Source organism: Rhizobium sp. LEGMi-198b (assembly GCF_054114205.1).
This window is the reverse complement of record NZ_JBSYVH010000004.1, coordinates 404,981-426,614: the sequence shown is the minus strand read 5'-3', so window position 1 is coordinate 426,614 and position 21,634 is coordinate 404,981. Positions and strand designations below refer to the sequence as shown.

At 61.2% G+C, this 21,634-nt stretch carries 23 protein-coding genes; 15 read left to right on the top strand and 8 right to left on the bottom strand.

From position 1 onward, the window contains the following. Positions 1 to 10 precede the first annotated feature (10 nt). Positions 11 to 2,701: an aconitate hydratase AcnA gene (gene acnA / locus ACXHXG_RS18505; protein WP_260303191.1), complete on the bottom strand. Its 2,691-nt coding sequence runs from the start codon at positions 2,699 to 2,701 to the stop codon at positions 11 to 13. 263 nt (positions 2,702 to 2,964) lie between these two features. On the opposite strand from acnA, the gene ccmA reads away from it, so the two are divergent. The 5 genes from ccmA (at position 2,965) to ACXHXG_RS18480 (ending at position 6,062) form a co-directional block, all read left to right on the top strand. Then, positions 2,965 to 3,612: a heme ABC exporter ATP-binding protein CcmA gene (gene ccmA, locus ACXHXG_RS18500; protein ID WP_457900294.1), complete on the top strand. Its 648-nt coding sequence runs from the start codon at positions 2,965 to 2,967 to the stop codon at positions 3,610 to 3,612. 199 nt (positions 3,613 to 3,811) lie between these two features. Then, on the top strand, positions 3,812 to 4,471 hold the full coding sequence (gene ccmB / locus ACXHXG_RS18495; RefSeq protein WP_104824654.1) for a heme exporter protein CcmB: 660 nt from the start codon (positions 3,812 to 3,814) through the stop codon (positions 4,469 to 4,471). A gap of 58 nt (positions 4,472 to 4,529) precedes the next feature. After that, entirely contained in the window at positions 4,530 to 5,291 is a 762-nt protein-coding gene (locus tag ACXHXG_RS18490) for a heme ABC transporter permease (protein ID WP_104824655.1), read from the top strand. A gap of 1 nt (position 5,292) precedes the next feature. Further along, positions 5,293 to 5,466, top strand: coding sequence for a heme exporter protein CcmD (gene ccmD / locus ACXHXG_RS18485; RefSeq protein ID WP_104824656.1), 174 nt, complete (start codon positions 5,293 to 5,295; stop codon positions 5,464 to 5,466). After that, a complete protein-coding gene (locus tag ACXHXG_RS18480; RefSeq protein WP_457900213.1) occupies positions 5,463 to 6,062 on the top strand; it encodes a DsbE family thiol:disulfide interchange protein in 600 nt (199 codons plus the stop codon). The genes ccmD and ACXHXG_RS18480 overlap by 4 nt, the downstream gene beginning before the upstream one ends. A gap of 33 nt (positions 6,063 to 6,095) precedes the next feature. On the opposite strand, the gene ACXHXG_RS18475 is transcribed toward ACXHXG_RS18480, so the two are convergent. From ACXHXG_RS18475 to ACXHXG_RS18450, 6 genes are all read right to left on the bottom strand, one after another. Then, positions 6,096 to 6,686: a DUF2585 domain-containing protein gene (locus tag ACXHXG_RS18475; protein WP_457900212.1), complete on the bottom strand. Its 591-nt coding sequence runs from the start codon at positions 6,684 to 6,686 to the stop codon at positions 6,096 to 6,098. Next, complete coding sequence (locus ACXHXG_RS18470; RefSeq protein WP_457900211.1) at positions 6,686 to 7,402, bottom strand: septation protein A; 717 nt, start codon at positions 7,400 to 7,402, stop codon at positions 6,686 to 6,688. The genes ACXHXG_RS18475 and ACXHXG_RS18470 overlap by 1 nt, the downstream gene beginning before the upstream one ends. Continuing rightward, a complete protein-coding gene (ftsY, locus tag ACXHXG_RS18465) occupies positions 7,399 to 8,871 on the bottom strand; it encodes a signal recognition particle-docking protein FtsY (RefSeq protein ID WP_457900210.1) in 1,473 nt (490 codons plus the stop codon). Before ftsY ends, ACXHXG_RS18470 begins: the two co-directional genes overlap by 4 nt. A gap of 23 nt (positions 8,872 to 8,894) precedes the next feature. Next, complete coding sequence (mtaB, locus tag ACXHXG_RS18460; protein WP_457900209.1) at positions 8,895 to 10,169, bottom strand: tRNA (N(6)-L-threonylcarbamoyladenosine(37)-C(2))-methylthiotransferase MtaB; 1,275 nt, start codon at positions 10,167 to 10,169, stop codon at positions 8,895 to 8,897. Further along, on the bottom strand, positions 10,166 to 11,071 hold the full coding sequence (gene dapF / locus ACXHXG_RS18455) for a diaminopimelate epimerase (protein WP_283047854.1): 906 nt from the start codon (positions 11,069 to 11,071) through the stop codon (positions 10,166 to 10,168). The genes mtaB and dapF overlap by 4 nt, the downstream gene beginning before the upstream one ends. 75 nt (positions 11,072 to 11,146) lie before the next feature. After that, positions 11,147 to 12,169: an MBL fold metallo-hydrolase gene (locus ACXHXG_RS18450; RefSeq protein ID WP_104824663.1), complete on the bottom strand. Its 1,023-nt coding sequence runs from the start codon at positions 12,167 to 12,169 to the stop codon at positions 11,147 to 11,149. Positions 12,170 to 12,494: 325 nt separating this feature from the next. On the opposite strand from ACXHXG_RS18450, the gene ffh reads away from it, so the two are divergent. The 6 genes from ffh to ACXHXG_RS18420 all read left to right on the top strand — a co-directional run bounded on the left by ffh (position 12,495) and on the right by ACXHXG_RS18420 (position 17,052). Beyond that, positions 12,495 to 14,081, top strand: a complete 1,587-nt coding sequence (gene ffh, locus ACXHXG_RS18445) for a signal recognition particle protein (RefSeq protein ID WP_457900208.1) — start codon at positions 12,495 to 12,497, stop codon at positions 14,079 to 14,081. A gap of 18 nt (positions 14,082 to 14,099) precedes the next feature. Next, positions 14,100 to 14,408 (top strand): chorismate mutase, encoded by a 309-nt coding sequence (locus ACXHXG_RS18440; RefSeq protein WP_104824664.1) that lies wholly within the window; start codon positions 14,100 to 14,102, stop codon positions 14,406 to 14,408. Positions 14,409 to 14,456: 48 nt separating this feature from the next. After that, entirely contained in the window at positions 14,457 to 14,816 is a 360-nt protein-coding gene (gene rpsP, locus ACXHXG_RS18435) for a 30S ribosomal protein S16 (protein WP_004107969.1), read from the top strand. A gap of 121 nt (positions 14,817 to 14,937) precedes the next feature. Further along, positions 14,938 to 15,510 (top strand): ribosome maturation factor RimM, encoded by a 573-nt coding sequence (gene rimM, locus ACXHXG_RS18430; protein WP_104825250.1) that lies wholly within the window; start codon positions 14,938 to 14,940, stop codon positions 15,508 to 15,510. A 7-nt stretch (positions 15,511 to 15,517) separates the two neighbouring features. Next, on the top strand, positions 15,518 to 16,210 hold the full coding sequence (gene trmD, locus ACXHXG_RS18425; RefSeq protein WP_283047860.1) for a tRNA (guanosine(37)-N1)-methyltransferase TrmD: 693 nt from the start codon (positions 15,518 to 15,520) through the stop codon (positions 16,208 to 16,210). 191 nt (positions 16,211 to 16,401) lie between these two features. Continuing rightward, entirely contained in the window at positions 16,402 to 17,052 is a 651-nt protein-coding gene (locus ACXHXG_RS18420) for a VOC family protein (protein ID WP_283047862.1), read from the top strand. A 90-nt stretch (positions 17,053 to 17,142) separates the two neighbouring features. On the opposite strand, the gene ACXHXG_RS18415 is transcribed toward ACXHXG_RS18420, so the two are convergent. Then, entirely contained in the window at positions 17,143 to 18,597 is a 1,455-nt protein-coding gene (locus ACXHXG_RS18415) for an NCS1 family nucleobase:cation symporter-1 (protein ID WP_104824667.1), read from the bottom strand. A gap of 336 nt (positions 18,598 to 18,933) precedes the next feature. On the opposite strand from ACXHXG_RS18415, the gene rplS reads away from it, so the two are divergent. The 4 genes from rplS (at position 18,934) to ACXHXG_RS18395 (ending at position 21,598) form a co-directional block, all read left to right on the top strand. Further along, entirely contained in the window at positions 18,934 to 19,473 is a 540-nt protein-coding gene (gene rplS, locus ACXHXG_RS18410) for a 50S ribosomal protein L19 (protein ID WP_104824668.1), read from the top strand. 207 nt (positions 19,474 to 19,680) lie between these two features. Further along, positions 19,681 to 20,478, top strand: coding sequence for a basic amino acid ABC transporter substrate-binding protein (locus ACXHXG_RS18405; protein ID WP_104824669.1), 798 nt, complete (start codon positions 19,681 to 19,683; stop codon positions 20,476 to 20,478). A 34-nt stretch (positions 20,479 to 20,512) separates the two neighbouring features. Continuing rightward, positions 20,513 to 21,391 carry an amino acid ABC transporter permease gene (locus ACXHXG_RS18400; protein ID WP_457900207.1) on the top strand — a complete coding sequence of 293 codons (879 nt, stop codon included), beginning with the start codon at positions 20,513 to 20,515 and terminating at the stop codon, positions 21,389 to 21,391. Between the two features lie 84 nt (positions 21,392 to 21,475). Further along, the gene (locus ACXHXG_RS18395; RefSeq protein ID WP_260303993.1) at positions 21,476 to 21,598 is read left to right on the top strand and encodes a hypothetical protein; all 123 of its coding nucleotides are present in this window, start codon (positions 21,476 to 21,478) and stop codon (positions 21,596 to 21,598) included. Positions 21,599 to 21,634 lie beyond the last annotated feature (36 nt).

Genomic DNA, 21,634 nt, shown 5'->3' with positions numbered 1-21,634 from the left:
TAAACGTCAATTAGGCGGCGAGATCGCGCAGAACGGTCTGCAGGATGCCGCCATTGTTGACGTAGGTCACTTCATCCAGCGTATCGATGCGGCAGATGATCGGAATGTCCTTCACCGTGCCGTCGCCATAGGTGATCTTGGCGATCTTGCGCTCGCGCGGCTTGATGTGCTCCAGACCTTCGATGGTCACGGTCTCATCGCCCCTCAGGCCGAGGCTGGCCCAGGTGGTGCCGTCCTCGAAGACGAAGGGGATGACGCCCATGCCGACCAGGTTCGAGCGATGGATGCGCTCGAAGGACTGGGCGATCACGGCGCGCACGCCGAGCAGGTTCGTGCCCTTGGCAGCCCAGTCGCGCGACGAGCCGTTGCCGTATTCGACGCCGGCAAAGATGACGAGCGGAACGCCCTCGGCCTTGTACTGCATGGCCGCATCGTAGATCGAGGTCTCTTCCTTGGACGGATAGTGGATGGTGTAGCCACCTTCCTTGCCGTTCGGGCCGAGCATGTGGTTGCGGATGCGGATGTTGGCGAAGGTGCCGCGCATCATGACTTCATGGTTGCCGCGGCGCGTACCGTATTGGTTGAAGTCGGCAACGCCGACGCCATGGCCAATGAGGTAGGAACCGGCCGGCGAGGCAGCCTTGATCGAACCGGCCGGGGAAATGTGGTCGGTGGTGATCTTGTCGCCGAAGAGGCCGAGAACGCGAGCGCCCTTGATGTCGGAAACACCAGCGCCGGTCTTGCCCATGCCAACGAAGTAAGGCGGGTTCTGCACGTAAGTCGAGTCGTCGTCCCAGGCATAGGTCTGGCCCGGAGGAACCTGCACGGCCTGCCAGTTGGCGTCGCCCTTGAAGACGTCGGCATACTTGGTTTCGTACAGCTCGCGGGTGACGTATTTCAGGATGAATTCCTGGACTTCCTGCGAGGTCGGCCAGATGTCCTTCAGATAGACCGGCTTGCCGTTCTGGTCTTCGCCGATCGGCTCCTTCGTCAGGTCGAGCTGCACCGTGCCGGCGAGCGCGTAGGCGACGACGAGCGGCGGGGACGCCAGGTAGTTCGCCTGGACGTCAGGCGAGATACGGCCTTCGAAGTTGCGGTTACCGGAGAGAACGCCGGAAACAATCAGGCCCTTGTCGTTGATCGTCTTCGAGATCGGCGCCGGCAGCGGGCCGGAATTGCCGATGCAGGTGGTGCAGCCGAAGCCGACCAGGTTGAAGCCGAGCTTGTCGAGATCGGCCTGCAGGCCAGACTTGGCGAGGTATTCGCCGACGACCTGGGATCCCGGTGCCAGTGAGGTCTTGACCCACGGCTTGGTCTTCAGGCCCTTGGCAACCGCGTTGCGGGCAAGAAGGCCGGCAGCGATCAGCACCGACGGGTTGGAGGTGTTGGTGCAGGAGGTGATAGCGGCGATCGCAACGTCACCATGGCCAAGATCGAAATCCGTGCCTTCGACCGCATAGCGGTTCGAAAGCTGGCTCGGCTTCTTGTATTCGGTGTCCATCGAAGTGGCGAAACCGGAAGCGATGTTTTCCAGCGCGATACGGCCTTCCGGGCGCTTCGGGCCGGCCATCGACGGGACGACGTCGTTGAGGTCGAGTTCCAGCGTGTCGGTGAAGACGAGGTCGGAACCGTCATTGTCGCGCCACATGCCCTGAGCCTTGGAATAGGCTTCGACCAGTGCGATACGATCCTTCGCGCGGCCGGACATGTTGAGATAGTTCAACGTTTCCTTGTCGACCGGGAAGAAGCCGCAGGTCGCGCCGTATTCCGGACCCATGTTGCCGATGGTGGCGCGGTCGGCGAGCGGCATGTTGTCGAGGCCGGGGCCGAAGAATTCGACGAACTTGGAAACGACGCCCTTCTTGCGCAGCATCTGCACGACGGTCAGAACGAGGTCGGTCGCGGTGACGCCTTCCTTGAGCTTGCCGGTCAGCTTGAAGCCGATGACTTCCGGCAGCAGCATGGACACGGGCTGGCCGAGCATGGCGGCTTCAGCTTCGATACCGCCAACACCCCAGCCGAGAACGCCAAGACCGTTGATCATGGTCGTGTGCGAATCGGTGCCGACGCAGGTGTCGGGATAGGCGATCGTTTCGCCGTCTTCTTCCTTGGTCCAGACGGTCTGGCCGAGATATTCGAGGTTGACCTGGTGACAGATGCCGGTGCCGGGAGGAACGACGCGGAAGTTCTTGAATGCCTGCTGGCCCCACTTCAGGAAGCGGTAGCGCTCGCCATTGCGCTGGTATTCCAGCTCGACGTTCTTGGCGAAAGCCTGGGGCGTGCCGAATTCGTCGACGATAACAGAGTGGTCGATGACGAGGTCGACGGGGACGAGCGGGTTGATCTTTTCCGGATCGCCGCCGAGGGAGACCATCGCGTCGCGCATGGCCGCAAGATCGACCACGGCCGGAACGCCGGTGAAGTCCTGCATCAGCACGCGCGCCGGGCGATAGGCGATTTCGTTCTCGACGGTACCCTTGTTGGTCAGCCATTCGGCGACCGCAACGATATGATCCTTGGTGACCGACTGTCCGTCTTCAAAACGCAGCAGGTTTTCCAGCAGCACCTTCATGGAGTAAGGCAGCTTGGAAACGCCGGGCAGACCATTGGCCTCAGCCTTGGGCAGGCTGAAATAGACATAGTCTTTCCCGTCCACGGTCAGCGTGGAACGACAATTGAAACTGTCAAGAGATTTAGACACGAGATACCCCGTTTCTGATAGCCAACACAGTCGTGCGAACGCCTATGCACTTTATGCACATCAGGATGCGGGTACGGCCATTTCCGCTGTCCGCACGTAAGGCAGAAAACCTTATGTTCGGCGCAAGGATGAAATTCACGCCGACCGCTGGCGTGGTTGCGGGTCTTATAGATAATTTCGTAAAGACTTGCCAGAGTGGCGGAGCGCAAATTTGGACAATTTTTTGCGCACTGCGGCAACGAAAACGGGGAAAGCCTGAGCGGATGCATCTAAGCGCTGAAAACCTGGCCGCAAGGCGGGGCGAAGACCTGATTTTCGCGAATGTTTCCTTTAGCTTGAGTAATGGCGAGGCCCTGATTCTGACCGGCCGCAACGGCTCGGGAAAATCAACGCTTCTGCGGGTCGTCGCAGGCCTCCTCAAACAGGAAAAAGGCCGCGTCACCTTCACCGATTCCAAGGGCGAATCGGACCGGCCGGCGGGCGAGGCCAGCCACTATCTCGGCCACCGCAATGCGATGAAATCCGAGCTCACCGTGGCCGAAAATCTCGCCTTCTGGAAAACCTTCCTCGGGGACATGGCCGGCGGCTCTGGTTTGGATATCGATGAAGCCGCGGATGCCGTCGGCCTTGCCGGCATTACCCACCTGCCCTTCGGCTATCTCTCGGCCGGCCAGCAGCGGCGAATCGCTTTCGCCAAACTCCTCGTCGCCTATCGCCCGATCTGGATCCTCGACGAACCGACAGCCGCGCTGGATGCCGCGGCGGACCGGCTGCTTGCGGAACTCATCTCATCGCATCAGAAGGCGGGAGGGATCGTATTGGCGGCGACCCATCAGCCGCTGGGGCTCGCGAATACACAGGAAATGCGGATGACGGGGTTTGCCGGGGTGAGCGAAGGGGTGTGGGGATGATTTTACGTCCCTCATGGCCCCTCATCCGTCCCTTTGCGGTTTCGCGACGCGTAACCGCTCAAGTCCACCTTCTCCCCGTTTTACGGGACGAAGGGGTTCGGCAGGCTGCGTCGTCCCCTCTCCCCGCCTGCGGGGAGAGGGCTAGGGTGAGGGGCAAAACTGGCGTCTCCACTGACAATGAAATCAAGGGAATCGCCGTATGACCGCCCTCTTCCTCCGTGACTTAAGACTCTCGGTCCGCGCCGGCGGTGGCGCCCTCATCGGCATTCTCTTCTTTTTGACCGTTGTCGCCGTCATTCCCTTCGGCGTCGGCCCCGACCTCAAGCTGCTGTCGCGCATCGGCCCGGCGATCGTCTGGATCGGCGCGCTGCTGTCGGCCCTGCTCGGCCTTGATCGCCTGTTCCAGGCCGAACGCGATGACGGTTCGCTCGATCTGCTGGTCATGCAGGAAACGCCGCTAGTGCTGACCGTTCTCACCAAATGCGCCGCACACTGGACGGCGACCGGCCTGCCGCTGGTCATCGCCTCGCCGTTGCTCGGCCTCTTCATGAATATGAACGAGATGGCGATCGGCGCGACGGCCCTGACCCTGCTCGTCGGCTCGCCGGCCATCACTTTTATCGGCGCGGTCGGCGCTGCCGTCGCCGTCGCCTTGCCGCGTGGTGGGCTGCTGGTGTCGATCCTGGTGCTGCCGCTGACCATTCCCGTGCTGATCTTCGGCGTCAGCGCCACCTATGCCGCGGTCGAAGGTCCTCAGCCCTTCCTGCCGCCCTTTCTGATCCTGATGGCACTGACCTTATTCTTCGCCGTGCTCGGCCCGACAGCGGCTGCCCTCGCCCTACGCCACACGACGGATTGATCGGCCCGAGACAATGCGATCGATTGCCGTATAAACGATATCGGTTTAAACAGGCGAAATGAGCGATATGAGCCCCGCGATCAGCCGATTTTCCGACCTCGCCAACCCGACCCGGTTCCTGGCGTTTTCGGCGCGTCTTATTCCGTGGCTGGCGGCCATATCAGCCATACTCTTCGCAATCGGCCTTTATCTCTCCTTCTCGACCGAAGGCGATTACCAGCAGGGTGATACCGTCCGCATCATGTATATCCACGTGCCGGCCGCCTGGCTGTCGATGATGTGCTATACGATCATGAGCATGTCGGCGATCGGCACGCTGGTCTGGCGCCATCCGCTTGCGGACGTCGCTGCCAAGGCCGCCGCGCCGCTCGGCGCCGCCTTTACCCTTGTTGCCCTCGTCACCGGCTCGCTCTGGGGCAAGCCGATGTGGGGCACCTATTGGGTCTGGGATGCCCGCCTCACTTCGGTTTTCATCCTCTTCCTGATGTATCTCGGGCTGATCGCGCTGAACCGCGCTATGGACGATCCGTCGAAGGCAGCGCGCGTCAGCGCCGTGCTGATCCTCGTCGGCTTCATCAACATTCCGATCATCAAATTCTCGGTCGACTGGTGGAACACGCTGCATCAGTCCGAAAGCGTCATGCGCCTCGGTGGCCCGACCATCGATGCAGAATTCCTATGGCCGCTCTTCACCATGGCGCTTGCCTTCACGCTGCTGTTCTTCACGCTGCATCTGATGGCGATCCGCAACGAGATCTGGCGTCGCCGCATTGCCGCGCAACGCCGTCTCGCCGCCCGCATGGCCGCCCGGGAGGAATAGCATGACACATCCCTTCTACGTCTACGGCTCCTATGGCTTTACCGCCGCCATGATCATCGCCGTCATCGCCTGGACATGGTTCGACGGGCGCCTGCGCCGCAAGGAAATCGCCGCGCTCGAAGCCTCCGGCATCCGTCGCCGGTCGCAGCGCGCACCGGAAGGCAAGACGAAATGAGCCTGGAAACCGAAGAAGGCAACAAGGCGAAATCGGGTAGCAGCGGCCGCTATCTGCTGGCTCTCATTCCGCTGATCGTCTTTGCCTGCATCGCCTTTGCCGTCGGCAAGGTGATGTACGACCAGGAAGTCCACGGCACCGATATTTCCGCGATCCCCTCGGCCCTGATCGGCACAAAAGCCCCGACGCTGGCGCTGGCGCCGCTCGAAGGCTCCAATCTACCCGCACTGACCGACGATGCCATCCGGGGCAAGCTGACGCTCGTCAACGTCTTTGCATCCTGGTGCCTCCCCTGCCGCGAAGAGCATCCTGTCTTGAAGGACCTTGCCAAGGACGGACGACTGAATATCGTCGCCATCAACTACAAGGACACGGGTGAAAACGCGCTGCGTTTCCTCGGCGAACTCGGCAATCCCTATAGCGCCATCGGCATCGACCCGAACGGTTCGGCCGCCATCGACTGGGGCGTCTACGGCATTCCCGAATCCTACCTCGTCGCCCCCGACGGCACGATCCTCTACAAGCAGGTCGGCCCGTTTACCGCCACCAGCCTCAAAGAGGGGCTCTATCCGGCGATCGAAAAGGCGCTGCGCTAAGCCCCTTCTCCCCGCTGGGGCAAGGGTAAAAGATCAAAGCCCGCCCTGCCAGGTCTTGATCGCCTCGACCGGCCAGACCAGCATGATGATATTCAGCGTGAGATTGTCGCGGATCAGCCAGCCGGTGAGCAGCTCGAAGAAGATGGCGATCACGATGGTCAGCGCGACCGGCGCGCGCCACGCGAACAGGAAGCCAACAACCATGAACACCGCGTCCATCGCCGAATTCAGGATGCTGTCACCGAAATAATCGAGCGAGATCGTCGCCGTGCGGTAGCGATTGATGATGATCGGCGAATTCTCAAGCAGCTCCCAGCCGGACTCGATCAGCATGGCGACGAATAGGCGCATCGACAGCGGCTTGCGGCGCATGATCAGATGCGTCAGCCCGAAGAACAGGAAGCCGTGAATGAGGTGCGACGGCGTATACCAGTCGGCGATATGCTGCGAATTGCCGCTGGATTTCACGACCGGCTCAAAAAGCTTGACATAGCCGCAGGTGCAAATCGGCACGCGGCCCATCATATATTCCGCGACGATCTGGACGAGCAGAACCACCGCGCAGGCAATGAACCAGAAGCTCTGTTGCCGATAACGATTTTTGGCGTCTGCAAGCGCCGTCATTATTCGGTTTCCGCCGGTGGATTGACCGTGTGCTTCATGATCAACGGCATTTGCGACAGGGTAAAGAGGATGGTGATCGGCATCGTACCCCAGACCTTGAACAGGACCCAAAGATTGTCCGCGGCTTTAACATCCGGCAGATAGTACCAGTTCGACCCGCGCCAGACGATTTCATTGAGCACGGCGAGAAACAGGAAGAAGATGCCCCAGCGCATCGTGAGCTTGCGCCAGCCCTCGCTATCCAACTGGAAGGCGGCGTTGAACACGTAGCCGAGCAGCGATCTGCCGAACGCGAGCCCGCCGAGCAGCACCACGCCAAACAGCGCGTTGATGATGGTCGGCTTCATCTTGATGAAGGTCTCGTTCTGCAAATAGATGCCGAGCGCGCCGAAAGTGACAACGACGATGCCGGAGACGAAGGGCATCAGCGGCAAATGGCCGAGCATGACCTTCGAGACGACAAGCGAGATCACCGTTGCCGCCATGAACAGGCCGGTGGCGACGAAGAGGGGACCACCGAGCGCTGCGAGCTGCGGAAAATGCTGCACCAGCCACTCGCCACGCAGATTGCCGAAAAAGAAGATCAGCAGCGGCCCGAGCTCCAATACCAGCTTCAACAACGGATGATGCTTGTCGGCAGCACTTGGGGTGAGATCACTGTCGCTGGTCGTCATCGCGGCACTTTCACTATCATCGAATTTGGTCTTGTCGTTCATTGACTGATCCCGGCGATGGCCTGGGCAAAATCCTCGGCCTCGAAGGGCTCGAGATCGTCTACACCCTCGCCGACACCGATGAAATAGACCGGCAGCTTGTGCTTGGCCGAGATGGCCACGAGGATGCCACCGCGCGCCGTGCCGTCAAGCTTGGTCATGATCAGCCCGTTGACCCCTGCGATATTGCGGAAGATTTCTACCTGGTTCAACGCATTCTGGCCGGTGGTCGCATCCAGGGTCTGCAGCACGGTATGGGGCGCGTCCGGATCGAGCTTGCCGAGCACGCGGACGATCTTTTCCAGCTCCGCCATCAGCTCCGCCTTGTTCTGCAGCCGGCCGGCGGTGTCGATGATGAGCACATCGCTCTTGCTGGCCTTGGCCTGCTGGAAGGCATCATAGGCAAGGCCGGCGGCATCGGCGCCAAGCTTGGTGCCGATGAATTCCGACTTGGTGCGGTCGGCCCAGATCTTCAACTGCTCGATCGCCGCGGCACGGAACGTGTCGCCGGCAGCCACCATGACCTTCAGCCCGGCACCGGACAATTTCGACGCCAGCTTGCCGATCGTCGTCGTCTTGCCGGTGCCATTGACGCCGACGATGAGAATGACATGCGGCTTGTGGCTGAGATCGAGCTGCAACGGCTTGGCGACCGGCTTCAGCACCTTGGCGATTTCCTGCGCCATGATCCGGCTGACATCCTCGCCGGTCACATCCTTGCCGTAGCGTTCCGAGGCCAGCGTATCGGTGACACGCATCGCGGTCTCGACGCCAAGATCGGCCTGGATCAAGAGGTCTTCCAGATCCTGCAGGGTCTGGTCGTCGAGCTTGCGCTTGGTGAAAAGCGCCGTGATCTGGCCGGTGAGCTGCGACGAGGTGCGCGCAAGACCGGCGCGCAGGCGCTGGAACCAGGACAACTTTTGCTTTGGAGCTTCGGGGGCTGGTGCGGGGACGTCGGCGGCGCTGGTGAAGCCCTTGGGAAGGATAGGAGAGGCGAGAGTTTCGGCGCTTTCCGAGGAAGGTTCCGCGTTTGCCGGGGCTTCCTCACCCCCCTCTGTCCTGTCGGACATCTCCCCCGCAAGGGGGGAGATTGTTTCGGAGGCGGTCTCATCCAGTACATCACTGGCTTCGGTCGCGACAGGATACTCTGCCGACGAAGCTTCCTCGGCTTCGATCACCTGCGCATTCAGCTCAGCGCTAACGTCTGCTTGACGGTCAGTCCGCTCTTTTTGCTCCTGCGGCGCGGCGTCCTCCAACCAATCTTCCCCCTTGAGGGGGAGATGACTCGTAGGGACAGAGGGGGGTAGCGCAGGTTCGGCAAACTCCGAAGCCGGTGAAACGTCCGCAGCAGGCAGTACTTCAGGCTCCGGAACGGTCGTTTCAACCTTCGGCAAAACCTCTTCCGGCGCCTGCTCTTCCGCCGGCTTTTCGCGGCCGAAGGTGAAGACTTTTTTGATGAAATTGAGCGCCATGAAAATTCCGTGAGCGAGTAGGATCAGGCCGCGTTGGCGGCCGCAAGTTGCATGTCGAGATGCTTGCCATTGTGGCCGGTGATTGCCACCTGCACAAGGTCGCGCGGCCTGAGGCTTGGGGCTGCGACAAGCGTGAAGTTTTCCGTATGCGCCAGCCCGTTATTCTCCACGAGCAGCCATTGCCGCGTGCCGACCATGGAGTCGAGATGGGACTGATGCAGTTTTTGTCCAGCCAAGCGCAGCCGTGCAGCGCGTTCCTTGATCAGTGCGCGGTCGAGCTGAGGCATCCGCGCGGCGGGCGTGCCGGGACGCGGGCTGTAGGGAAAGACATGCAGATGCGCAATGCCCACTTCTTCCGCCAGGCTGATGGCATTTTCGAACATCGCTTCCGTTTCGGTCGGAAAACCGGCGATCATATCGGCGCCAAAGCTCATCTCCGGCCGGAGGCGACGGGCATCCTCGATAAAACTGATAGCATCGGCGCGTGAGTGCCGCCGCTTCATCCGCTTCAGGATCATGTCGTCGCCATGCTGCAGCGACAGATGCAGATGCGGCATGAAACGCGGCTCGTCGGCGATCAGGTCCATCAGATGCTGGTCGGCCTCAATGCTGTCGATCGAGGACAGCCGCAGGCGGCGGATCTCGGGGATCTGCTTTAGCAGCGTCTTCGCCAGAAGGCCAAGCGTCGGCTGGCCTGGCAGGTCGGCGCCGTAGCTGGTGGCATCGACGCCGGTCAGGACAATTTCGCGGTAACCGCTTTCGACCAGACTGCGCGCCTGGCTCACCACCGCGCCCATCGGCACGGATCGGGAATTGCCGCGCCCATAGGGGATGATGCAGAAGGTGCAGCGATGGTCGCAGCCGTTCTGCACCTGGATGAAGGCGCGCACATGCCCGTCGATATGCCTGATCATCTGCGGCGCGGTCGCCCGCACGCTCATGATGTCGTTGACGCGCAGCTTCTCTTCGGCCGAAACGCCGAAATCCGGCAGCGCGCGATAGGAAGCGCTCGTCAGCTTTTCCTCATTGCCAAGAACGGCGTCCACTTCGGCCATCTCGGCAAACGTCTGCTTTTCCGTCTGCGCGGCGCAGCCGGTGACGATGATGCGGGCATGCGGATTGTCGCGCCGGGCCCGGCGGATCGCCTGGCGCGCCTGGCGCACGGCCTCGCCGGTAACGGCGCAGGTATTGACCAGGATGGCATTGTTGAGCCCGGCGGCTTCTGCTTGCGACCTCATCACTTCGGATTCATAGGTGTTGAGACGGCAGCCGAAGGTGATGACCTCGACCCCGCTCACCGCGCCTGAGCCCCCTGCTCCGGATCGCGCCGCCAGCTCCCCGTCGTAGGATCGACGGAGCCAGACCATTCCCATTCCGCAGGGCCGGTCATGACGACGTGATCGTCGCTTTCCCGCCATTCTATGGTGAGTTGGCTCGGCGCCGGGGCAGAGGCGACATCGATCGTCACCTTGCGGCCTGTTCTGCCCGTGCGCGCCGCGCTGACGGCGGCCGAACAGGCAGCCGAGCCGCAGGCAAGCGTCAGGCCCGCGCCGCGTTCCCAGGTGCGCGTGCGCAGCGTGGTCGGCGAAAGCACCTGTGCCAGCGTGATATTGGCGCGCTCGGGAAACATCGGATGGTTTTCGAGCAGCGGCCCGAAACGGGCGAGATCGAAGGACATCGGGTCCTTGTCCACCCAGAAGATCGCATGCGGATTGCCCATCGACATGGCGGAGGGCGAATGCAGGACAGGATTGTCGATCGGCCCGATCTGCAGCTCGATGCGGCGCGTATCGGCAAATTCTTCCGCGAGCGGAATCTTGTCCCACGCAAAGACCGGCTTGCCCATGTCGACCGAAATCGTGCCGTCCTCATGCTCGACGGCATTCAGGATGCCGGCGACGGTCTGGAAGGTGAACATCTTCTTGCCCGTCTCGGCGGCCAGCGCCTGCACGACGCAGCGCGTGCCGTTGCCGCAAGCCTGCGCCTTGGTGCCGTCGGAATTCAGAATATCGATCCAGGCGTCGGTGCCTTGAGCCTTCGGATCGTGGATCGCCATGATCTGATCGAACTCAGTGGCCGGATCGGCATTCAGCGCAATCGCCGCCGCCGCCGTCACCACATCTTTCCGGCCGCGCATGTCGACAACCAGGATCTTGTTGCCAAGCCCGTTCATCCGCGCGAATTCGACCGTATTGCTCATGGTGGTAGGTCCGTCCGTGTTTTCGAGCTGTATATGGCGGAAATGCGGGGGAATTACCAGTGGGCAAGCTATTCCTCAAAATATCGGGGGCACATCAAATACTTCCCCCGCCCTCAGCGGCCTGAACCGATCCGCCTCCACGCCGTACTCCCGGAGCGCCGCATCCAACGCCTTCACCGGCGCATCGATCGCTTCGTCCGTGAGCTGGAAGGTCGCGAAATGGTGGCCGGCGACGTGGGCAGCGTTGCAGAGCTTCATGCCTTGCACTGCTTCCGCCGGGTTCTGATGCTGACCTTTCATGAACCAGCGCGGCTCGTAGGCGCCGAAAGGCAGGATGGCGAGGCGGAAGCCGCCATGTTTTTGCCGCGCCGCCTCATAGTTGACGCCGCGATGAAAGCCGGTGTCGCCGATATGGTAGATCTTCCCAGCAGGGGTCGTGATGACGAAGGCGGCCCAGAGCGCCATGCGGCGGTCGCCGGCGCCGCGTGCCGACCAGTGATGGCAGGGCTCGGCGTCGACGGTCACCCCGTTGGTGATGGCGATGCGATCGCCCCAATCCATCGCCGTAATCCGAGCATCTGGCGCCCCACGGCGGATAATGGCATCATTGCCGAGCGGCGTCAGGATTTTCGGCCCATGTGCCTCGTGCAGCCGCTTCAGCGTTGCGAGATCGAGATGGTCATAATGATTGTGCGAGACCAGCACGAGATCGATCGGCGGCAGGTCTTCGAACCGGATGCCGGGCGGAACCGCTCGCTTGGGTCCGATGAAGGTGAAAGGGCTCACGCGCTCAGACCACACCGGATCGGTCAATATATTGAGACCGGCCGCCTGGATCAGAATCGAGGCGTGTCCGATCATGGTCACCCGCAATGAGTCGCCGAAGACACGTTTGTCGGGCCTCGCCGGCGGGAACAGGCTGACGACCGGACGAGGCCAGCGCGCGCGACCGCCGCCGAGTTTCCATTTCAACAGGTCACCGAAACTGCCCGGCTCCACGCCGTCCGGATTGAAGAAGCGTAGCCCGTCGAAATGATCGGAGATTGGGCCTTGATAATAGGGGTTCGATGCCTTCCGGGAGCCGGATTTGTCTGTCATGAATGCGCCGTTGGATTTTTCTGTTTGCCCAGATGTGGGTCAAACATCAGGCTTTTGAAAGCCTTTCCGCCCTCTCGGCTTGACTTTCCCACCCGTTTCCTGTTTATCCCCGCCATCTGCGACGAGCACAAGCCTCCGAGCCACCGACCGGGACCCGTTAAGGTATAAAGAGATCCCGGAGGTCAACACCCGACAGCGCGATGCGCCCTCGGGTGCTTTTTGGCTTTGCGTCTTGTTTTCGTCATGGAAAAGCACGACGTTTTCGGGTGAGGAACCGCGCAAGTTGCGCAAGTCCAAATCCCAAGCGATCGATAAGGAAGAACTGATGTTTGAAAACCTCCAGGACCGTCTTGGTTCCATTCTGAATGGACTGACAGGCCGCGGCGCGCTTTCGGAAGCCGATGTTTCCGCAGCACTTCGCGAGGTTCGCCGCGCGCTTTTGGAAGCCGACGTGGCGCTGGATGTCGTACGCTCCTTTACCGATCGCGTCCGTGAAAAGGCCGTAGGCGCCGAGATCCTGAAGTCGATCAAGCCCGGCCAGATGGTCGTCAAGATCGTCCATGACGAACTGATCGAAATGCTTGGCGGCGAAGGCGTCGGCATCGACCTCAACGCGCCGGCCCCGGTCGTCGTCATGATGGTCGGTCTGCAGGGCTCCGGTAAGACCACTACGACCGCCAAGATCGCCAGCCGCATGACGAGCCGCGACCGCAAGAAGGTCCTGATGGCCTCGCTCGACACGCGCCGTCCGGCCGCGCAGGAGCAGTTGCGCCAGCTTGGCGTGCAGACCGGCGTCGACACCCTGCCGATCATCGCCGGCCAGTCACCGACCGATATCGCCGCCCGCGCCGTACAGGCAGCAAGGCTCGGCGGCCATGACATCGTCATCCTCGATACCGCCGGCCGTACGCATATCGACGAGCCGCTCATGGTCGAGATGGCGGACATCAAGAAGAAATCCAACCCGCACGAAATCCTGCTGGTCGCCGATAGCTTGACCGGTCAGGACGCCGTCAACCTCGCCCGCAATTTCGATGAGCGCGTCGGCATCACTGGCCTCGTGCTGACCCGCATGGACGGCGACGGCCGCGGCGGTGCCGCCCTTTCAATGCGCGCCGTCACCGGCAAGCCGATCAAGCTGATCGGCGTCGGCGAAAAGATGGGCGAGCTGGAGGAATTCCATCCGCGCCGTATCGCTGACCGTATTCTCGGCATGGGCGACATCGTCTCGCTGGTCGAAAAAGCGGCGGAGAATATCGACGCCGAGAAGGCGGCCGCCATGGCCGCCAAGATGGCCAAGGGCAAGTTCGACCTGAACGATCTCGCCGACCAGCTCAAGCAGATGCAGAAGATGGGCGGCATGGGCGGCATCATGGGCCTGATGCCCGGCATGGCCGGCATGAAGGACAAGATGGCCGCCGCAGGCCTCAACGATAAGCTTTTCGGTCGCCAGCTCGCCATCATCTCCTCGATGACCAAGGCGGAGCGCGCCAATCCCGATCTCTTGAAGCATTCCCGCAAGAAGCGCATCGCTAGCGGCTCCGGCACCGATGCCGCCGACATCAACAAGCTTCTGAAGATGCACCGCCAGATGGCGGACATGATGAAGATGATGGGCGGCAAGGGCAAAGGCGGCATGATGAAGCAGCTCATGGGCGGCCTTGCCGGCAAGATGGGCCTCGGCGGCGGCATGGGTGGAATGGGCGGCATGCCCGATCTGTCGAACATTGATCCCAAGCAGCTCGAAGCCCTACAGAAGCAGGCCGAAGCAGCCGGCCTCAAGCCGGGCGGCGGCATGCCGGGTGGATTGCCGGGTCTTGGCGGCGGTGGCTTGCCCGGTCTCGGCGGCGCCAAGCTCCCCGGCCTTGGCGGTGGTTTCCCAGGACTGCCCGGTTTGCCGAAGAAGAAGTGAGAAGGATCGCAGAGCCCCATGATTGATCCAGACGTCAAAGCCCAATTGGGCAACTACCGCCAGTCGATCGACAATATCGATGCAGCACTGGTGCACATGCTGGCCGAACGCTTCCGCTGCACGAAAGAAGTCGGCGTGCTGAAGGCCAAGTACAATCTGCCGCCGGCCGATCCGGCGCGCGAGGAATACCAGATCGAACGCCTGCGCCACCTGGCAAAGGACGCAAATCTGGACCCGGATTTCGCCGAGAAGTTCCTGAACTTCGTCATCAAGGAAGTCATCCGGCATCATGAACAGATCGCTGCTGATCTCAGCAACGGCAAATGACCATACCGCCCAAACGAAGCGGTCAAGAAAAGCCTAAGGAGAATTAACATGGCACTGAAAATTCGTCTCGCCCGCGGTGGCTCCAAGAAGCGTCCGTACTACCACGTCGTCGTAGCCGACGCCCGCTCGCCGCGCGACGGCCGCTTCCTGGAGACCCTCGGCTCCTGGAACCCGATGCTCGCCAAGGACGACGCCAAGCGCGTTGAACTCAAGGCCGAGCGCATCAAGCATTGGCTCGACCACGGCGCCCAGCCGACCGACCGCGTTCTGCGCTTCCTCGCCGAAGCCGGCATCGCAACGCGCGAAGCCAAGAACAACCCGGAAAAGGCAAAGCCGGGCAAGCGCGCCCAGGAGCGTGCCGCTGAAAAGGCACAGAAGGCCGCTGACGCCGCCGCTGCTGCTGAATAATCGGCCGTAACGACGATTTGAAACGGGTGGCATGGCAACATGCCGCCCGTTTTTTGTTTCCATCGGCGAGCGTTCACCTTATGAGAGAACGCAATCGATCTTCTGCAGTCGGCACAGGACCATGACGAAACTTGAAAACCCGGTATTGATGGCCACCATCGGCGCCGCGCAGGGCCTGAGAGGCGAAGTGCGCGCCCGCGCGTTCACCTCCGATCCCACAGCGCTCGGTGATTACGGCCATCTGCACAGCCTCGACGGCCGCAGCTTCGAGGTGCTGGAAATCCGCGAGGCCAAGAACGTGGTGATCGTCCGCTTTCGCGGCGTCAATGACCGCAATGCCGCCGAGGCGCTGAATGGGCTGGAACTCTATATCGAGCGCGACAACCTGCCCGATGACGAGCTGGAGGACGACGAGTTCTTCTATGCCGATCTCGAAGGCCTGGAAGCGGTGGACGACAAAGGCACCGGCTATGGCACGGTCAGCGGCATCTATGATTTCGGCGCCGGCGACCTGCTGGAGCTTAAGGGGCCGGGCAAACGCCCCGTGCTCATCCCCTTTTCCGAAGCCGCCGTGCTGGAAATCGACCTTGAAGGCGGCAAGATCCTGATCGACCCGATGGCCGCAGGCTTGATCGACAACCCCGACGATTTCACCGGCAAGCCACCGAAGCGGCCCGGCAAGACAAAGAAATGACCCGGCCATGAGTTTCCGGGCAACCATCCTGACACTGTACCCCGAGATGTTTCCCGGCCATCTCGGCGTCTCTCTCGCCGGCAAAGCGATGGAGCGCGAGCAATGGTCGCTGGACACCGTGCAGATCCGCGATTTCGCCACCGACAAGCACCGCACCGTCGATGACACGCCCGCCGGCGGCGGCGCCGGCATGGTGCTGAAGCCGGATGTGCTTGCCCGCGCCATCGACCACGCCTCCGAAAACGACGACCGCCCGCGCCTGCTGATGAGCCCGCGCGGAAAACCGCTGACACAGAACCGCGTTCGGGAACTCGCCGCCGGCAACGGCGTCATCATCGTCTGCGGCCGTTTCGAGGGCGTCGACCAGCGGGTGATCGACGGGCGCAATCTCGAAGAGGTCTCGATCGGCGATTACATTCTCTCCGGCGGTGAGCCGGCAGCGCTGATCCTGCTCGACGCCGTCGTCCGCATCCTGCCCGGCGTCATGGGCAACGATCTTTCCGGCCTGCACGAGAGCTTCGAAGGCGGCCTGCTTGAACATCCGCAGTACACGCGGCCGCAGGTCTGGGAAGGACACGAGATTCCGGCGGTACTGACGTCAGGCAACCATGGCGCCATCGCCAAATGGCAGAGGCAAGAGGCGGAGACACTGACCCGGGAACGCCGGCCGGATTTGCTTGATCAGACCCCTAAGAAATAGCGGCTACGGAAGCGACAAAGGCGCCTAGCCAAACCTCGTCGAACATTTGAATTTTTACACAATCAAAGGTAGCATATTTCTCGCTAATACATCGGGATAATTGATCCGACTGCCTGTCCCCGCTATGATCCCCGCGCTTCATTTGTACATGTGTCACTACCCTCAAGGCATCCAAACCTAAGGAGCTGAGCATGAGCAATACCGTTGACATGAAGTTCGAGATTGTCGTCATCCCTGTGTCAGATGTCGATCGGGCCAAGCGCTTTTATGGCGGGCTGGGTTGGAGGCTCGACGCCGATTTCGCCTCCGACGATGGCGGCTACCGCGTCATCCAGTTTACGCCGCCGGGCTCCGGATGTTCTGTCATCTTCGGCAAGAACGTGACCGCAGCGGCACCCGGTTCCGCTAAGGGACTGTACCTGATCGTCTCCGACATCGAGGCCGCCCGCAAGGAGCTGCTCGACCGCGGCGCCGAAGTCAGCGAGGTGTTCCACGATGCTGGCGGCGTCTACACAGGCGCGGACGAGCCCTACCTGTTCGGGCGGCTCCGGGTCGGCGGTCGGGATCCCGAGCATCGCAGCTACCGCTCGTTCGCCTCGTTCAACGATCCGGACGGCAACGGCTGGCTATTGCAGGAGATCACGGCGAGATTGCCCGGACGCGTGGATGCGAACGCCACGACGTTCATTTCACAGACTGAGCTTGCCAGCGCGCTCCGCCGTGCCGAGATGGCGCATGGCGAGCATGAGAAGCGGACCGGCGGCCAGCGTGATGAGGATTGGCCGAATTGGTACGCCGAGTACATGATCAGCGAACAGGCCGGCAGACCGCTACCGACGTGAGTTGCGGTTACAGCTCGGCGAAAACGTGCGGCCGGATTGCCTGATCCGCCACTTCAGGAGTGGCGGATCGAAGCTTCATGGCATCCGATGCTACTTCTGCAAGGCGGCGGCGGCCGGCGCGCTGCGCATCCTGAGCACGTAGTAGACCGCTCCGCCGATAGCGACGCCGAAGAACCAGCCATAGGTTCCCCACCAATCCGGCAGAATGCTAGTGAAGGTCGGCAGGATCGATGAGAACAGGCCGCCTATGACGAAGGCGATCAAAGCGTTGACGTGCCAACCGCCCTGGAACTCGAACTCGCCATTCTCCTGATAGAGCGCCTCGACGTTTAGCTGACCTTTGCGGATCAGATAGTAGTCGACCATCATGATGCCGAAGATCGGGCCCATGGTGGAGCCGATGAAGTTGACGAAGTGCGCGGCACCCGTCTCCCACGGTGCGAAGGGATAAAGCACCAGCGCAATCAAGGCCGCGATATAACCGCCGCGCTTGAAGCTGATGAGCCTGGGGAAGACATTGGCGAAGTCGAAGGCCGGCGAGACGAAATTCGCCACGACGTTGATGCCGAGCGTCGCCACCGCGAAGGTGAGCGCCGCCAGCAAGGCCAGGAACCAACTGTCGAATTTTGCCGAGATCGCTTCTGGATGCAGCAGCACGTCGCCATAGACGGCAAATGCTGCCGTCGTCGTCACGCCCGCAACGAGGCAGAAAGCCAAAAGGTTGATCGGCAGACCCCAAAGATTGCCCTTGCGCAGGGTTTTCGTGTCCGTGGCATAGCGCGAGAAATCGCAGAAATTCAGGTAGAGCGCCGCAAAATAGGTGATCCAGGTCGCGGCGACCGCCGCGAGCGCGGCAAAGCTGCCGGGTTCACCCGGTACGCCGGCGTCCTTGGTCTTGTCGAGCAGCACATCCCGCGGAATTTCTGCACCGAAGGAGAAAGTGCCGGACTTCACCACCAGATAGACGGCGAGGATAAGCATCATCACCCAGACCGCAGGACCGGCCCAATCCTGGAACCTGCGCACGGTCTCCATGCCATGCTGAATGATCAGCAATTGCAAGGCCCATACGACGACATAGCAGATGACTTCCAGCGTGGAGTGGCCGAGCATATGGCTGTTCTGATGGAAGGCCAGGATAGTGTCATTGCGGATCAGGAGCGCGACGATCGCGCCCGAGGCGGCGGCCGTCTGCGCGCCATACCAAAAGCAGGCGACGACGGCGCGCACGAGCGCCGGCAGATTGGCGCCGAATGTGCCGAACGAAGCACGCGCCAGCACCGGGAACGGTACGCCGGTCTTGACGCCAGCGTTGCCCACTAGGCTCATGAAGAAGAAGATCACCAGCGAGCCGATGCCGATGGCGATGACGAAGTTGATGAAGCTGCCGCAGAGCAGAAAAAGGCTGGCGGCAAGATAGTAGCCCCATAGACTATGGACGTCCGAGGTCCAGACGTTGAAAATGCTGAAAGCTCCCCACTTTCGCTCCTCGGCTGGCGCCAGATCCTCGTTGTAGAGCAAGGGCGATGGATTATTCACTGTCATGACTGCCTCTTTTCTTAGCTCCCCTGAAGAAATAAGTGTGCAGCACGACGCGAATTTTGACAATTATTTAAACCCTTCGGACACCAGCTTGTTTTTTAGTCAGCGGGAGGAGCGGATTCCATCAAAAGCGACGTCTCGCTCATGAAATTCCCCGACAAGGGGTGACAAAGCCGCGACAATAGGATATGTGCGCGCCCGGCATGGGAAATTTCCCATCAACCAGCAAAGAAAAGCAGACGTATTCGCTCCTGCCTTTATTGGCAGATATCCGAGGCTCGACCAAGGATAGACCATTCGGAGCGCTCTGGCTGTTGAACCAACAAAGAGGTTGATAACATGAACATCATTCAGCAGTTGGAAGCCGAACAGGCCGCCAAGATCGAAGCCAAGCGTACCCTTCCCGAGTTTTCGGCCGGCGATACCGTCCGTGTCAACGTGAAGGTCACGGAAGGCAACCGTACCCGCGTTCAGGCCTATGAAGGCGTTTGCATCGCCCGCTCCGGCGGCGGTCTGCAGGAAAACTTCACGGTTCGCAAGATCTCCTACGGCGAAGGCGTCGAGCGCGTATTCCCGGTTTACTCGCCGCTGATCGAAAGCGTCGAAGTCGTTCGCCGCGGTAAGGTCCGTCGCGCCAAGCTCTACTACCTGCGCGACCTGCGCGGTAAGGCTGCCCGTATCGTTGAAAACACCGGCACGCGCGCTCGCAAGCTCAACGATGCCGAGCGCCAGGCTCTGGCCGATGAAAAGGCTCGCATTGAAGCTGAAAAGGTTGCCGCAGCTCAGGCTCTCGCAGCCGAGAAGGCAGCAGCAGAAGCCGCCGAAGCAAAGGCAGCAGCCGAAGCCGCTGCAGCCGCCGCGGAACCGGCAGCAGAATAAGCTTTCCTCTTGGATTGCAGAGATCAAGGCGGCCTTCGGGTCGCCTTTTTTGTTGCGAAGGAGATAAAGGGACGAGAAGGAAAATTCCCCGCAAACCACCAGCTTTGGAGAGGCTTTTCTGTTTTTATCGTCGCGACCATGGCAATAGCCTTGCCATTCGCTTTCTAATTATGACAATTTTCCGTTGCGCTATCCGGGGAGATTTCCATGACATTCCGTCGTTCGTTTCTTTTGGGCCTGACCGCCCTCGTGCTTGCACCATTTGCTTCTTTCGCCGCCGATCTGCCGAACCTGAACGGCAAGACCGTGGTCGTCGTCACTGAGAATGCCTATCCGCCGCTGCAATTCGTCGACCCCAAGTCCGGCAAGCCGATCGGCTGGGAATATGACGCGATGAACGAGATCGCCAAGCGGCTGAACTTCAAGGTCGAGTACCAGAACACGAGCTGGGATGCGATGATCCAGGCCGTCTCCGAAGGCCAGTACAACATCGGCATGACCGGCATTACCATCAAGGAAGACCGCAAGCAGAAGGTCGACTTCTCCGATCCCTATATGCGCTCGCAGCAGTTCATGTTGGTGCGCGGCGACGAGAAGCGCTTCACCGATGCCAAGAGCTTCGCCGCCTTCAAGGAAGGCCTGATCGGCGCGCAGCCGGGCACGACCCCCTTCTACACCGCCGTCTATGAAGTCCTCGACGGCAACGAGCAGAACCCGCGCATCAAGACCTTCGAAACCTTCGGCGCGACCGTGCAGGCGCTGAAGACCGGCGATGTCGATCTGGTGCTGACCGACGGCACGGCAGGCAAGGGTTACGTCGACGCTTCAAACGGCGGATTGAAGCTGATCGGCGATCCTCTCGGCACCGAGGATTTCGGCTTCATCTTCCAGAAAGGCTCCGATCTCGTCGCTCCGATCAATGCCGCCATCGCCAGCCTGAAGGCCGACGGCACCTTCGACGCCCTGAACAAGAAGTGGTTCCTCGACTACAAGATGGGCCAATGAACCCTGCAGATCGATATACTGGAAGCCCGCTCTGATGGCACCATTGACAGGCCTGGGCGGGCACCCCGGCAAGGATGACTTTCCCTGGTGGTTGATCGCCCTTGCCATACTCGGCGTCGTCGTTTCCATCGCAATCGCGGCAAACGGCCTCTACGCCCAGATCTTCTCTCTTCTGCTCAACGGCATCGGCGTCACGATCTTCGTGACGCTGGTGGCCTTTACGCTTGCCATGCTGCTCGGCCTTGGGCTTGCGCTGCTTGGCCTGTCGGACTTCCTCGTGCTGCGGCAGGCCGCGCGCTTCTATATCGAGATCGTGCGCGGCATCCCGATGCTCGTGCTGCTCTCCTACGTCGCCTTCGTTGGCACACCGGCCTTCGTCGCCGTTTATAACTTCATCATTTCCCCGTTGATTTCCGCCGGCTGGACAAGCCCGCTTGTCGTCCGCGACGTGCCGTTCGTCTGGCGCACGATCATCGCGCTGACGATAGGCTATTCGTCCTTCATCGCCGAGATCTTCCGCGCCGGCATTCAAGCCGTCGACCAGGGCCAGATCGAAGCGGCAAAGGCGCTAGGCCTCACCCGCTTCCAGCGTTTCCGCCTCGTCGTCTTTCCGCAGGCGATCCGCGTGATCCTGCCACCGCTGTCCAACGACTTCATCGCGATGGTGAAGGACAGCTCGCTGGTGTCCGTGCTGGGCGTTGCCGATATCAGCCAGCTTGCCAAGCTCTATTACTCGGCCAATTTCCGCTACTTCGAAACGCTGTCGATCCTCGCTTTCATCTACCTGTTGCTGACGATTGGCCTGTCGCTATTGCTGCGGCAGCTCGAAGCCTGGATGCGCCGGCGTTCGGGCGGCGATCGCTCCGCCTTCCGCCGCATGGCGCCTGGCCAGCCGCCGGATGCGCAAGTGTGATGGCTGCGGCCAAACGTCGGCCCACCCAACACCACCCTATCGCCACCATTGCCGAAGGTTTTGAAAATTGGTATGAGCATCGGCATGACAAAGATCATGAGCAAAGACGGACAGCTCGTCACGGCTTTCGTGCTGCAGGACCATAAGCGCCTGCCGGCCCGATTCTTTGCGATGATTTCGGGCGCGCTCAACAGCCGACTTCGCTGATCACTCCCGAGGCCGGCGGTCCTGATCCGTCACCCC